The following is a 14,037-nucleotide window of genomic DNA, read 5'->3' as shown; positions in this document are numbered from 1 at the left end:
TGTACCTATCTATAAGTTTGACGTAGTTTGGCGCATCTTCATACAGAATTGGTATAAGAAAACGCAGTTTTCTTTCGCCCTTCCCGTAGGTGCGCTTTCGTTGGAGACTCACGTTAAATAACTATATACTCAGTAAATAATTAATTTGCAATACTTAATGTTTGAAAAACTAATTATTAGTTTTTCGTGATATTGTGATTTCCAGCACATCTTTTTTTGTATTTATTGTGTAGGCTCTATCTGGTAAGTAAAATTACTAGATAAATTTATGGTGATTAGAGCGCCAAGCAGCAGAATTCCTAATTCTGCTGTGGTATTAACCTGACTTACAGTTCGGTTATTTGATTTTTGAGCAATTAGTTAGGTAACTGAACGGCAAGTTACTAGAAAAGCTTTGCATGACGACATTGAGTGTCTAGCAAGAGGTGAATGCCTACCTTTTGTAGCAGTAGTAATCATAACTGGCGTAGCGCAAATCAGCCATACCGAGCCTAAGCTTTCTCCACGAGACGCTCCGCTAACGCACTATAAGCAAAGAAAAATATATGAGTACAACACGCAAAATTCGTTTAGGTGCATTCATTCAAGCCACCGGACACCATGTCTCTGCTTGGCGACACCCCGATTCACAAGCAGATGCGGGACTGAATTTTGAGCATTACAAAGAAATTACCCAAACCGCCGAACGCGGCTTATTCGATGCAGTTTTCTTGGCAGATAGTCCAGGAGTCTGGGGCGGCGCTCCAGAAACTCAGCATCGCAATGGTAAAATAGCCCATTTTGAGCCTGTCACCCTCTTCTCGGCCTTGTCCTCTGTAACTCAAAAAATCGGCTTCATTTCCACCGCTTCGACCACTTATGAAGAACCCTACACCCTGGCACGTAAGTTTGCCTCCCTAGACTACTTGAGTAAAGGCCGGGCCGGATGGAATGTAGTGACTACAGGCAATGAGAATGCTGCACGTAATTTCGGGCTTGAGCATCACCCAGAACACAGCCAGCGCTATGAACGCGCCGAAGAGTTTGTGGAAGTGGTGAAAGGTCTATGGGATAGTTGGGAAGACGATGCTTTCATCCATGACAAAGAGTCTGGTGTATATTTCGACCCGGATAAACTGCATACATTGAACCACAAGGGCAAATATTTCTCTGTAAAAGGCCCTTTAAACGTTGGTCGTCCACCCCAAGGTTATCCGGTGATTGTTCAGGCTGGAGCCTCCGAATCGGGACGGGACTTAGCTGCACGCACTGCCGAGGCGATTTTTACCGCCAATCAAACCCTAGCTGATGCCCAGGAATTTTATGCTGATATCAAAGGTAGGCTAGCACAACATGGGCGATCGCCAGACGATCTCAAAATCATGCCTGGTGCTTTCCCAATCATTGGCCGGACTGAATCAGAAGCTCAAGAGAAGTACGAATTCTTGCAATCGTTAATCCATCCCGATGTGGCCTGGGGGATTTTAAAGAACTATTACAAGGGTGTGGATTTGTCGAAATATTCTTTAGATGATGTAGCTCCTGAACTACCCAGCGACACTAACACTAATAAAAGTCGTCTTAAACTAGTTAGAGATTTGGCTACTCGTGGCACTCTCACGCTGCGTCAGTTGTATCTTTCTCTTGCTACTGCACGAGGTCATCGCACCATACTTGGTACTCCCGAAACCATTGCCGACCAACTAGAAGAATGGTTCAACAACGGTGCAGCCGATGGTTTTAATATCATGCCGCCAATCCTTCCCACAGGATTGGATGAATTCGTTAACTTAGTCGTTCCCGTCCTCCAAAAACGCGGACTGTTCCGTACTGAATACGAAGGCAGTACTTTGCGCGAAAACCTGGGATTGCGTCGTCCGGCTAATCGTTTTGCTGCTAAACAACTAGATGAAAGATTGGTGTTGGCGTAAATGATTTTTCATATCTGCACTGTGTTGATAGTGCTGTAGTGTAAATGAATTTTTCACGGATGCTTATGCCATACCTTTTAAATTGCACTTTCTGTAGATCGCCACCTACAGACAATTGTGGAGAGATGCGATTGTAGAAAGACGCGATAAATCGCCGTCTCTACAAGAAATGTATTTTTCAATAGCAGCATTGGATGCTGAAAAAACCTGTAATTTTTGTTGTAGGGAAGGAAAAAAACATGACTGAATATAGCCGATTGAAGACTTCACGCTCTGCTGCAATCAGAGCAACCCTTGATTATCCAGTAATCGACACCGACGTTCACACCAATGATTTCACGCCAGCTTTTGAGGATTACATCGCTAAGTACGGCGGTGTGAAACTTGTAGATGAGTTACGTAAGACGGAAGCCTCGCGCCTCAACTCTAAGAGCAACGGTAAAGACTGGTATCAACAAACTCCTGAAGAACGTCAATACAACCGCACAATCCGATCGCCTTGGTGGGCTAGAGTTACTAAAAACACATTGGATCTCGCTACTTACACCCTTCCCGGATTGCTCTATGAGCGTCAGGCGGAGCAGGGATCGGACTATTCGGTGCTGTTTCCCAACAATGTTTTAGCACCGGCTGGAGCGAGTGCAGAGAACCGTCAAGCGCTACAACGCGCGGTTAATCATTATCATGCTGATATTTACCGGAAATATAGCGATCGCCTAACGCCGGTAGCTGGCATTCCCTTAACCACTCCCCAAGAAGGCATTGAGGAGTTAGAGTTTGCAGTGAAAACACTTGGTTTAAAGGTGATTAATATCACTGGCGGGGTGAAACGGCCAATCAAAGCGATCGCTGATAAATATCCAGCCGATAAATACCCCGAAATCGCCAAGTGTGCTTCTTATATCGACTTTTACGGACTAGATAGTGAATACGACTACGATCCTTTCTGGGCAAAGGTCGTGGAACTTGGCGTACCCGTCACCACCCATTACGGCAGTCAGGGTTGGACTGGACGCTCCTCCATCAGTAACTACATGAACAACCATATCGGTCACTTCGCCGATGGTTCGGAAGCATTTGCGAAGGCGCTGTTCTTCGGTGGTGTTACCAAGCGTTTTCCGCAGTTGCGCGTAGCAATGCTCGAAGGTGGTGCAGATTGGGGTGCGCGTGTCTACATTCATTTGGTAGATCGGTTCTTGAAGCGCAACATCAAGGCACTGGAAAACTACAATCCAGCGTTGACAAATGCCGATGAGTTGTTTGAGATATTTGAGCGCTACGGTGCAGAAGTTACTCAAGGATATTCCCTTGATAAGGACGAATTAACCAAAACTGTACTGGGAGCTTCCTTCAGCCGTCATAGCCGTGCGCCAATTGGTAGCGAATTGGATGATTTTGCCGCCGCAGGTATTGAAACAATTGAAGACATCCGCGATCGCTGGGTGAACAGTTTCTTCTTTGGTTCCGAATCCGACGATCGCACCATCGCTACGGCATTCAACGACAAAGCCAATCCCTTGGGAGTCAAAATCAACGCCATCTATTCCTCCGATGTTGGTCACTGGGATGTACCAGACTTAACTTCCCCCTTGGCTGAAAGCTGGGATTTGGTTCAAGAAGGTGTCCTGACCGAAGCCGACTTCAAATCCTATGTATTCGCTAATCCCTACAAGTTTTACACCCAAGCTAACCCTGATTTCTTCAAGGGTACAGCGATCGAATCTAAAGTAGGTAACAGCGAATTTCAACAAGTGGACAAGAGTTTAGTAGTGGCGTAAAAGGTGAGATCGGGGAGTGGGGGCAGGGGGCAGGGGGGCAGGGGAGGCAGGGGAGAATTATTAAACAAGTTTCTTCCTTGTCTCCCCCCTCTTCCTTGTCTTTTACCAATGCCCCATGCCCAATCCCCAAATCAATTCTAGAATCATGAACATAATGCTTCTTCTCAATTCTAAACCGAACTTTTTCGGCAAAATTCAGTTGACTTATGTCAGATTCTCGCAAAGAAATCAGAATTTGTTTTATTGGTGAATCCTTTGTCAATGGCACAGGCGATCCAGAGTTTCTGGGTTGGACAGGTAGAGTGTGCCGCAATGCTGAGTCAAGAGGATACGCTATCACCCATTACAACTTGGGGGTGCGGGCAGAGACAAGTCGGTATCTCAAACAACGTTGGTACTCGGAAGTCTCCTATCGTCTCCCAAAAGAATCTGATGGTCGAGTGGTGTTTTCTTTTGGGGCAAACGATTCAGGATGGGTGGGTAAACAACAAGGAATCGAACTTTCAGAGTCGATCGCAAATGCTCGCAGTATCTTAAGCCAAGCAAAGCAACTCTATCCAATTTTGATGGTTAGTCCGCCACCCTGTGGTGACAATCAAATTCTTGCAAATCTCTCAGAGGAATTCGCATTGGTTTGTAATGAACTAGATGTTCCTTATCTCGATGTGTTTTCTCCTTTGCTGAAGTCCCCAATCTGGCTAGCAGAAGCAAAAGCTAATGACGGCGCTCACCCAAAAGCTGATGGTTATGCAGAATTTGCGGCGATCGTCCAAAACTGGGAAGGTTGGTTAAATTGGTTCACACTTTAAAAATACCAACATCGTTATCTTATTGGCTAATTATGGCTGAGTTGATATATCGCATAGGGTTTTAGTTTTGCGAAGCGGAACGCACATCGCATTTTATTTAAAAATTTCCACATTTTCTCAATTAACAACATCTTTATGACTTTACCAACTACTAATCTCGGTAAAACTGGATTGACCGTTTCGCGTCTTTGTCTCGGCACTATGACCTTTGGTTTGCAAACCGACGAAGAAACTTCTAGGCAAATCCTTGACACCGCCGCCGATGGCGGAATCAACTTTTTAGATACAGCCGACGTTTATCCCCTTGGCGGTGGGCTTGCTACTGCGGGACGCACTGAAGAAATCGTTGGGCGCTGGCTCAAAGGCAAACGCGAACATTTTATTTTAGCTACCAAGTGCGTTGGTCGAGTTGGCCCTGCACCTTGGGATCAAGGGGCTTCGCGTAAACATATTTTGGATGCGATCGATGCTTCCCTGCGACGATTGGAAACTGATTATATCGACCTGTATCAGTTGCACTCCGATGATGCTTCAACTCCCCTTGATGAAACTCTGGAAGCGCTGGATGCAGTAGTTCGTGCTGGCAAGGCGCGCTACATTGGGGTTTCTAACTTCTTAGCTTACCGACTCGCCCGCGCCTTGGGTCGTGCTGAGACGCGCAATTTAACCAAGTTCGTCTCAATTCAGCCCCGCTACAATCTATTATTCCGCGAAATTGAGCGAGAACTATTGCCTCTTGCCCAAGAAGAAGGATTGGGTGTAATTTCTTACAATCCTTTGGCGGGTGGTCTACTTACTGGCAAACACAATTTTACTCAAGGCCCCACATCAGGTACGCGTTTTACGTTAGGTGCTGCCGCAGAACGTTATCAAGAACGCTACTGGCGCGATCGCGAATTTAATACTGTTGAAGATTTACGCACGGTAGCGGAACTCGCCGGATTTTCTCTCACCACCTTAGCAGTGGCTTGGGTTTTATCTAATCCAATTATCACTGCCCCGATTGTTGGCGCTAGCCGTCCAGAACAACTTGCTGACAACCTCAAGGCGGTAGAACTAAAACTTGACGACAATTTAAAACAAAAGTTAGACGACATAACCGCCGAATACCGAAGAGGAGATTCTCTTCGTTAGAAACTAGGGACGCAGCGAATAACAAATGACGAAAAAAGCTAGACAATCCAAATCCTTTCAACGTGCCCCTGATGCACCAGATTTGCCATCAACTCCATTTAAGTTCATTTGCTATTTCGTTAACCAGTTTCGCTGGTGGTATGTGTTAGCGGTGATCCTGGAGATCGTACACGCAACTTGTGGCATTATGTTGCCTTATGCTATTGGCGAGATCGTCCGGGGCGTGACGCGATCGACAAGCGACAGCAAGCCGATTTTTGATGCCATGAAGCAACCTCTGATGTTATTCATCGGCTTGAGTGTCGGTGAAGTGGTATTTGGGCGCTCGGCTGGACTCTTGCAAACGATTCTCCATCCCATCCACCGACAGCACATTGTGCGATCGCTATATGCCTATTTACAGCACCATTCACATCGCTATCTGAGCAGCAGTTTTTCTGGGGCATTGGCACATCGGATTAGCGAAACTTCTCTGGGTGTCACCCAGACGATGCAAATGATGATTACTGAATTTATGCCAGTAATTGTTGTGTATTCCGTCGCCACGACAATACTGTATCGTGCCTATCCTCCACTGGCTGCACTTGTGGGAATATGGGCAGTTCTTTTCATCAGTATTTCGTTCTGGCTGGCAACTCGCTGCCGATTTTACTCCCGGAAAGCCGCAGCCGCCAGGAGTGAGACGACTGGCATCATTGTAGATACAGTCACAAATCTCACTAGTAGCCGACTATTTGCTCGCTTCGGTTTTGAACGACGTTATTTAAATGAGCAATTAAGGCGCGAACTCAAACACGTTAGAGAGTCTAACTGGTACTCGGAGCGAATTCGCTGGTTTCAGTTCATCTCAGCAGCTATTCTAAAAATTAGCATTTTATATTACTCGCTCTCTCTCTGGAGTCAAGGAAAGATCGCTGCTGCTGACTTCGTTGTAGCAACCAGTTTATCACTGTTGATCATCAGTGAAGCCCGGAATTTGAGCCGCCGCTTTCTAGAATTTTTTGAACATGTTGGGAATGTCGCCAATGGTGTTTTAACTATTATTCAACCCCACGAATTGGTAGATCGCGATCGCGCGATCGCCCACTCAATTACTCAAGGTAAGATTGAGTTTCGGCGGGTGAATTTCAACTACACAGAAGAGAAGAAAGTTTTCAACAACCTTTGTGTCACCATCCAAGCGGGACAGCGTGTCGGATTGGTGGGCTTGTCCGGCTCTGGAAAATCCACCTTTGTCAATCTGATTCTGCGTTTGTTCGACCCAGAATCTGGACAGATTATCATTGATGGGGTCGATATTCGAGATATGACTCAGGATGCACTACACGCTCAAATCAGCTTGATTCCCCAAGATCCGTCTCTGTTCCATCGCACGCTGCTAGAAAATATTCGTTACGGACGCTTAGATGCAACCGATGAGGAAGTGATGGAAGCTTCGCGAAAGGCTCATGCTCACGATTTCATCGTCCAAAGTAAGGATGGTTACAATTCTCTGGTAGGCGAACGTGGCGTTAAGTTGTCTGGGGGGCAAAGACAGCGGATTGTAATCGCACGGGTAATTCTCAAAGACGCGCCGATTCTGATTTTAGATGAAGCCACCTCTAGCCTCGATTCAATTACCGAAAAAGCGATCCAGGATACCCTCGACTTAGCAATGAATGGGAAAACGGTGATTGTGGTAGCTCATCGACTATCTACCATCGTCCATCTAGACCGGATTTTGGTGTTCGACAAAGGTCGCATTATCGAAGATGGTTCCCACGCCAAACTGCTGGCACTCGGCGGCGCTTACTATAGATTATGGAAAATGCAAGCAGGTGGATTTCTACCGGAAAATCTCGACGAGGAACGCATACGCGAGGTTCGCACTGATGCGGATAACGTCGAAAAGGGAATGATTGCTTGACAGGTTGAAGCTGGACTTGCTGACACCATACTCATTGTAACTTTTAAGGATAACTGGAGAAGGATCGCTCTCCCAAACCAATCAAGCAAACGCGATTCCTGCGGACAGCTTCGCTAACGCCCTTCCCCACAAAACCCAAATGCGTAGACGCAACGCGGCTTGTCGTTAAACATCGCACATCGCCCAGATCCTTTTACTCCGGTAAACTCTCTAAAATCTCCCGTGCTACCTTAGACCAATATTCATCCTGATACTCAACATATATCTGCAACGCTGTCTGCAAATTAGCCCTAGCCTCTGCATAGTTTTCCTCTGCTTGTGCAAGCGTTCCTAAACAATAAAGCGTGAGAGCTTGCGAATAGCGATCGCCAAATTCGATATATATTTCCAGGGCTTGTTGATAATAATCCCGTGCCTGGTCGTATTGGCGCAACTCTTGGGCAACCGTTCCCAAGTTGTGATAAGTCGTAGCACAACTATAGCGATCGCCAAATTCGATATATATTTCCAGGGTTTGTTGATAATAATCCCGTGCCTGGTCGTATTGGCGCAACTTTTGGGCAACCATTCCCAACTGGTGGTAAGTCGTAGCACAACTATAGCGATCGCCAAATTCGATAAATATTTCTAGGGCTTGTTGATAATAATCCCGTGCCTGGTCGTATTGGCGCAACTCTTGGGCAACATATCCCAAGTTGTGGTAAGTCGTAGCACAACTATAGCGATCGCCAAATTCGATAAATATTTCCAGGGCTTGTTGATAATAATCTCGTGCCTGGTCGTATTCTCGCAACTTTTGGGCAACCCTCCCTAACTGGTGGTAAGTCCCAGCACAAGAGTAGCGATCGCCAAATTCGATTGTGATTTCCAGGGCTTGTTGACAATAATTCCGTGCCTGGTCGTATTGGCGCAACTCTTGGGCAACCGTTCCCAAGTTGTGGTAAGTCCTAGCACAACTATAGCGATCGTCAAATTCGATTTTGATTTCTAGGGCTTGTTGATAATAATCCCGTGCCTGGTCGTATTGGCGCAACTCTTGGGCAACCCATCCCAAGTTGTGGTAAGTCCTAGCACAACTATAGCGATCGCCAAATTCGATAAATATTTCCAGGGCTTGTTGATCATAATCCTGTGCCTGGTCGTATTCTCGCAACTTTTGGGCAACCATTCCCAACTGGTGGTAAATCCTAGCACTCGAATTGCGATCGCCAAATTCGATAAATATTTCCAGGGCTTGTTGATAATAATCCCGTGCCTGGTGGAACTGTCGCATATCCAGAGAGACATTACCTAAATCAAACAAGGAATTGGCGACAGCACGACGATTTTTCTGCTTTTTGGCAATATCTAAAGCTTGTTGATGATAGCTGTTTGCACTTTCAAACTGTCGTTGCTGCTGATAGCTTTTACCTAACTGATTGATAACTTCGATTTCTAAAGAATAATCAGGAAATTGATTGGCAATTTTACCAGCTTTCTCTAAATATTCTCTAGCTTTGATTGGTTTGTGCTGGCTTAAATATGCTTTGCCCAATTCATTTAAAATATTACAGCAATTGCGAAGATGTTCTGGGCCGGGTATTTCTCCAGTTGGGTGATATTCCATCAACAGCCCATGTAATAAATCGATACGTTCTTGTTGTTCTGGTGTTGGTAAGCGTTCTATATCTGTGTCTGCATTCAGAGTATTGGCAATTGCCCTATCTCTAGTCAATTCTGTAGTTTTAAAGCGAAATAAACCTGACTTCCAAGCCCAAAAATCAGGTGCAAATTTTGCTAACCGCGAAATTGCATAATCTGGCAAGATAAATAAAAGCGGATGAGGTACGGTTTTTCGATAAGAATCGCGGACGAAGTTTAAATCCTGTAAAACTGGTGGATAATCTCCAAAAACACCAATCGATTTTTCTAAATTCCGAATTAATAAAACAAGTTTTTTATTTGTTTCTTTAGTAATTTTGGCTAATTGCTGTACCAATTCATCCCGCAGAAATCGCAAATTACTATCAGGAAAATCTAAAACCACAAATTGGATTTCTTGACATTGAGGATTCTGTTGCAATCCAGCAATTAATAAATCTATATCTGGTGTAAAGTTAATTTCAATAAAACCTAACGTAAATTTTTCTGCAAAATCGACAAATGTCACCAATTCAGCAAATTCATCTTGATTATAGGCAATAAATTTACCTATTTCGGCTTGAAGTTCACTGTTTTTGTACTGATTTAAGAGCTTGTTGGAAGAACTCATTTCGCTTCACCACCGGATTTGGATAATTCCACCGTTTATCACCGTTATATTCCAACACGGAAGTATTAAATAACATTAATTGCCCAATTTCATCTTTACTGACGTTTTTAGTTAAGCAAACCTGAGCTAAATGAGCGTAATGTTCTTCAGGAATAAACCGTTCAAAACTAAATTGTTGCTGTTTAACTGCATACTCTATATCTTCGGACATAATTTTTGCATGTTTTTTGGTACTCGCTGTTTGACATGCAGAGCGCATCATTTGCATTAACTGACGCACATGACCACCACTTGCTTGTGCTAGTTCTAATAATTGATTACGGCTCTCAAAAATTGCATCAATATCAACCCGCTTTTCAATTACACTTGCCATCGCATCTAAGCCCGTCTGATTATAATCTAGATCGCATTTATGCCGCTCAAATTCATAGATATTAATCATCGGCACAATATGAGGATTACCATCAAATTGATTTAGAGGATTTTTCGGCGAACAAAGAATTGAAATCGGTACTGTATAAATAATTGTACAATTTAATTCTTGCATTTGAGCCGCATAATCAAAGAACAAATGTTCTGCTACGGCAGGAGGAACCCGATCCAAATTATCGAAGATAATTAATAAACCTTTACATTGAGGAAATTTTTGCCGCAATTTTGCGTAAGCGTCGCTTAATAACAGATTAGTATCAGATTTGAGGCGAGATAAATCTTTTTCTAGAGTTTGCCGAATAGTTGTCTTTTGCTTGTCCGAGCCTTTTATTTGTGCTAGCAATTTAACCATTAGTTTGGCAAGAAATGGCGCAGTAGGGCTGAGAGTTGCTTCTGCCTCGACGTTGACTGATTTTTCGACACTTTGCTCGTTTTCTTGAGTAATGTCTTTAAACCATGACTCAAAACTTTTTAATAAATCTTGATTAAAAGTTAATCCTAATTTTCGTAATTCAAATTCAACTTGTTTAATTACAATCAAATATAAATCTGTATACCGGGTATCATTAATATCTGTCTCTTCATTCGCTTCCAAATAAATAACCCGATAATTGTTTTCCCAAAGACTCTGAATTTTTTTTAACTCTGTACTTTTTCCACAACCGCGATGTCCGGTAAATAAAATTGTTGTAAAATCACCTGCTTCTTGAAAATCCAAAATTGTACTGACATTATCAATAGCCGAAGTTTTCCGCACCAGCGACAGATCGACATAATACCGTTCCATTTCTGCTGGTTCAAGCGGCTCAACATTACAAGCCAAAAAAGCCGCTTTAAGAGTATTTGCACGCTGAAAACTTGAGTGAGGCATTCTTTTGAGCAGATAACAATCACCAACTTTTAAATTTTAAGCGATCGCCCATCAAATTTAGCAAATACAGCTATAGGACTCATAAAACTCCGCGCGGAAGTTCGGAAATTAGTTATGATTCCTACAATCATTGCACCCCAAAGAGCCAAAGCTATGCTTTGTCTCCCCTTTTCTTGGTATCAACACTCGTAACTCGCTTAACCTTGAACACTAGTTGCCAAAATTGAAGCGTTTGCAATAATTGCTCTTTCATGTATAAGAAAGGTTTAAGTATTTCCAAGAAAGGTATAAGCAGTTGCTGCAAAGACTTCATACTTTGCAACAATTACTTGTTTATGTATAAGAAAGGTTTAAGTATTTCCAAGAAAGGTATAAGCAATTGCTGCAAAGGTTTCATGCTTTGCAACAATTACTTGTTCATGTATAAGAAAGGTTTAAATCATTGCAACAATTGTTGTAATGAACTTATGAGTTGCTTTATAGTGCGTCACTTCGGCTACGCTCAGGACAGGTTCAGTGAGCGTCGTAGATATCGCAAACCGTCTCCATGAGGATAGCTTGGCGCAGACAGCATCAATTCTCGCTAATTACTGCTGTAAGTCAACCTGGTACAAAAACAGAAAGAGGTATATCCCAGTTTTATTTTATACTGAGAGAATAACTGTCATGGCGATCGCGCAGCGTGTCCCAGACAAGCAATTGCATGGACTAGTTCTTAGTTGGAGATTTTGCGATTGCTTCGCTTCACTCGCAATGACATACAAAAAAGTGAGATGCTCCCAACAGAAAACAGGAAGTGCGATCGCAATTAGCTGAGAAAGATTGAATTTACGTTAACAGTGTTGTTGTTTTTTGAACAGTGACAACAGCAAACACACCAGTCCCATTACTAACAATGGCACTGAAGAAGTAGGTTCTGGGACAGGCTGAGGGTTTTGCACAGGCTGATAATTGGTAAAATTTCCTTGAATTGGGCTGAGTGATGCCAAAAGTTGCTCAATATCGCTAGATATATTAGTGTCATTACCAACACTTTTAGAAGAGATGAGGCGGTTAAAAGTTTGGCTACTCGATTTATCAAAATCTCCTGTGAACCCAATAAAATTTTGACCTATTTTACCTATAAGAGAGTCAATCAGATTGTTAACATCAGTTTTTATCCCAAGTGGGGATAACTTTAAACTGCTGAGATTATTGACGTTTCCAATCGTTGTATTGTCAGTCTTTGTTAACCAATTGCCATTACCAATAATTTCATTTCCATTGGTAAAAACCCAGTTACCATTACCAATAATTGTATTATCTTTACCGAAGTCCCAATTACCGTTTCCAATGGTTGCGTTGTCACTGCCAAAGTGCCAATTACCATTACCTAATGTTGAATTATTACTTCCATCGTCCCAATACCAGTTGCCGTTACCAAGGGTTGTGTTACTCTTTCCAAATAGCCAGTTGCCATTACCGATGGTTGTGTTGTCATTATTAAAGTTCCAGTTACCATTGCCAATGGTTGCGCTGTTACTGCCATTATCCGAGTTAAAATTACCAATAGTTGCGTTATTACTACCAGAGTCCTTATTACCATTCCCAACCGGTGCGTTGCTCTGATTAAAAGTTTGGCTACCTGAATTAGATGTATTCTCAGTGTTACTAAAGGGTATATTGTTACCAAGGACTTCTTTCAACGGATCGAAAGGTGATTGTTGAAGCAGACTTCCCGCACTTGCGATCGCATTACCACCACCTGTAAATGGGTTACTACCGCCTGCAAAGGGATTACCACCACCTGGAATCGCATTACCACCACCTGCAAATGGGTTACTACCGCCTGCAAATGGATTACCACCGCCTGCAAATGGGTTACTACCGCCTGCAAATGGGTTAGTAGCGCCACTTGGAATCGCATTACCGCCTGCAAATGGGTTAGTAGCGCCACTTGGAATCGGATAACCACTGTTTGCAAAAGGATTACTACCTCCTGCCAATGTGTTGTCAATACCTTTGAAAAAGTTATCACCTAAAATTGACTTTAATCGATTGAAGATTAATTGCTGAAGCCCACTGCCAGCATCGCCTGCAAACGGGTTAATACCGCCACCTGGAATGGGATTGTTACCGTTACCTAATAACAGATTGCTACCCGTCAACGGGCTACCTTCAGGAGACAAACTGCCATTGGTAGCAAAGGAACCAACGCTGTTAGGGACACCTGCACTTAAAGGATTAACTCCACCATTAAGGGGATTGACAGCAGACTCTTCCATTGGCACTAATTTTCCTATTTTTAGTTAAAAAGTTATGGGGACTTCAGTACTTCTTAAAAAAATTATGAATTTGCTAAACCCAAAATATCTCTAAAATAAAGGCTTTAATCATTTTCCTGTCAAACTAACAGAAAATATTGCTTAAATCCTTAGCTGTAAAGAGTTCCAGGACGTAAAATAGCAAACTAGTACAATAAGGCAGAAGGCACATCACCGATAATACACGCTTTTGAGCTTTATCGAATGAGTAAGAATTCAGCACCCAGGAGTCAGAAGTCAGAATTTATAAAGAGTTTAGTATAACTAAGAGATTCATTTACCAAATCTGACTCTGATTCTTTAACTATTCTGACTTCTGAATTCTGACTCCTGAATTCTGACTCGAATGATATGTTTATTTACGCAAAACTGTACTAGCATACTATGTACTGAAGAACTCATTATTATTCCCTCTATTTATCTGCTCATTTTCGCAAGGATTCTATTAAGCGAACGAGATTCATTGACCACCAAATGATGGGATTCCTCCTCCACTAGCACCACCAAATGATGGGATTCCTTCTCCACTAGCACCACCAAATGATGGGATTCCTCCTCCACTAGCACCACCAAATGATGGGATTCCTCCTCCACTAGCACCACCAAATGATGGGATTCCTCCTCCACTAGCACCACCAAATGA

General features: G+C 43.2%; 10 protein-coding genes. 6 read left to right on the top strand and 4 right to left on the bottom strand.

The genetic code is table 11. The annotated features are described in order from the left end of the window. The first annotated feature begins 545 nt into the window (after nucleotides 1–545). The 5 genes from RM368_RS23425 (at nucleotide 546) to RM368_RS23405 (ending at nucleotide 7,537) form a co-directional block, all read left to right on the top strand. Entirely contained in the window at nucleotides 546–1,910 is a 1,365-nt protein-coding gene (locus RM368_RS23425) for an LLM class flavin-dependent oxidoreductase (RefSeq protein WP_322696260.1), read from the top strand. 239 nt (nucleotides 1,911–2,149) lie between these two features. Further along, a complete protein-coding gene (locus RM368_RS23420; RefSeq protein ID WP_322696259.1) occupies nucleotides 2,150–3,688 on the top strand; it encodes an amidohydrolase family protein in 1,539 nt (512 codons plus the stop codon). A gap of 206 nt (nucleotides 3,689–3,894) precedes the next feature. Continuing rightward, the gene (locus RM368_RS23415; RefSeq protein WP_322696258.1) at nucleotides 3,895–4,497 is read left to right on the top strand and encodes a GDSL-type esterase/lipase family protein; all 603 of its coding nucleotides are present in this window, start codon (nucleotides 3,895–3,897) and stop codon (nucleotides 4,495–4,497) included. 135 nt (nucleotides 4,498–4,632) lie between these two features. Continuing rightward, the gene (locus tag RM368_RS23410; RefSeq protein ID WP_322696257.1) at nucleotides 4,633–5,631 is read left to right on the top strand and encodes an aldo/keto reductase; all 999 of its coding nucleotides are present in this window, start codon (nucleotides 4,633–4,635) and stop codon (nucleotides 5,629–5,631) included. Nucleotides 5,632–5,656: 25 nt separating this feature from the next. Beyond that, the gene (locus tag RM368_RS23405) at nucleotides 5,657–7,537 is read left to right on the top strand and encodes an ABC transporter ATP-binding protein (protein ID WP_322696256.1); all 1,881 of its coding nucleotides are present in this window, start codon (nucleotides 5,657–5,659) and stop codon (nucleotides 7,535–7,537) included. A gap of 193 nt (nucleotides 7,538–7,730) precedes the next feature. Here the strand turns inward: RM368_RS23405 and RM368_RS23400 are convergent, their stop codons facing one another. Further along, complete coding sequence (locus RM368_RS23400) at nucleotides 7,731–9,788, bottom strand: tetratricopeptide repeat protein (RefSeq protein WP_322696255.1); 2,058 nt, start codon at nucleotides 9,786–9,788, stop codon at nucleotides 7,731–7,733. Beyond that, entirely contained in the window at nucleotides 9,745–11,091 is a 1,347-nt protein-coding gene (locus RM368_RS23395; protein ID WP_322696254.1) for a P-loop NTPase fold protein, read from the bottom strand. The genes RM368_RS23400 and RM368_RS23395 overlap by 44 nt, the downstream gene beginning before the upstream one ends. Nucleotides 11,092–11,607: 516 nt before the next feature. Between RM368_RS23395 and RM368_RS23390 the strand changes: the two genes are divergently transcribed. After that, nucleotides 11,608–11,907, top strand: a complete 300-nt coding sequence (locus RM368_RS23390; RefSeq protein ID WP_322696253.1) for a hypothetical protein — start codon at nucleotides 11,608–11,610, stop codon at nucleotides 11,905–11,907. Between the two features lie 17 nt (nucleotides 11,908–11,924). Here RM368_RS23390 and RM368_RS23385 read toward each other — a convergent pair whose 3' ends face one another. Next, the gene (locus RM368_RS23385; protein WP_322696252.1) at nucleotides 11,925–13,355 is read right to left on the bottom strand and encodes a hypothetical protein; all 1,431 of its coding nucleotides are present in this window, start codon (nucleotides 13,353–13,355) and stop codon (nucleotides 11,925–11,927) included. Between the two features lie 499 nt (nucleotides 13,356–13,854). Beyond that, nucleotides 13,855–14,037 (bottom strand): hypothetical protein (locus RM368_RS23380; RefSeq protein ID WP_322696251.1); only part of this gene is annotated, 183 nt, incomplete at its 5' end.

Source organism: Nostoc sp. DedSLP03 (assembly GCF_034530815.1).
GTDB lineage: Bacteria > Cyanobacteriota > Cyanobacteriia > Cyanobacteriales > Nostocaceae > Nostoc.
Note: the sequence above shows the minus strand (reverse complement) of the source record. Positions and strands in the feature narration are given on the sequence as shown.

What these genes read in the sequence shown, in the direction of transcription:
- RM368_RS23425 (WP_322696260.1), top strand. Translation starts at nt 546, where the DNA reads ATGAGTACAACACGCAAAATTCGTTTAGGTGCATTCATTCAAGCCACC.
- RM368_RS23420 (WP_322696259.1), top strand. Translation starts at nt 2,150, where the DNA reads ATGACTGAATATAGCCGATTGAAGACTTCACGCTCTGCTGCAATCAGA.
- RM368_RS23415 (WP_322696258.1), top strand. Translation starts at nt 3,895, where the DNA reads ATGTCAGATTCTCGCAAAGAAATCAGAATTTGTTTTATTGGTGAATCC.
- RM368_RS23410 (WP_322696257.1), top strand. Translation starts at nt 4,633, where the DNA reads ATGACTTTACCAACTACTAATCTCGGTAAAACTGGATTGACCGTTTCG.
- RM368_RS23405 (WP_322696256.1), top strand. Translation starts at nt 5,657, where the DNA reads ATGACGAAAAAAGCTAGACAATCCAAATCCTTTCAACGTGCCCCTGAT.
- RM368_RS23400 (WP_322696255.1), bottom strand. Translation starts at nt 9,788, where the DNA reads ATGAGTTCTTCCAACAAGCTCTTAAATCAGTACAAAAACAGTGAACTT.
- RM368_RS23395 (WP_322696254.1), bottom strand. Translation starts at nt 11,091, where the DNA reads ATGCCTCACTCAAGTTTTCAGCGTGCAAATACTCTTAAAGCGGCTTTT.
- RM368_RS23385 (WP_322696252.1), bottom strand. Translation starts at nt 13,355, where the DNA reads ATGGAAGAGTCTGCTGTCAATCCCCTTAATGGTGGAGTTAATCCTTTA.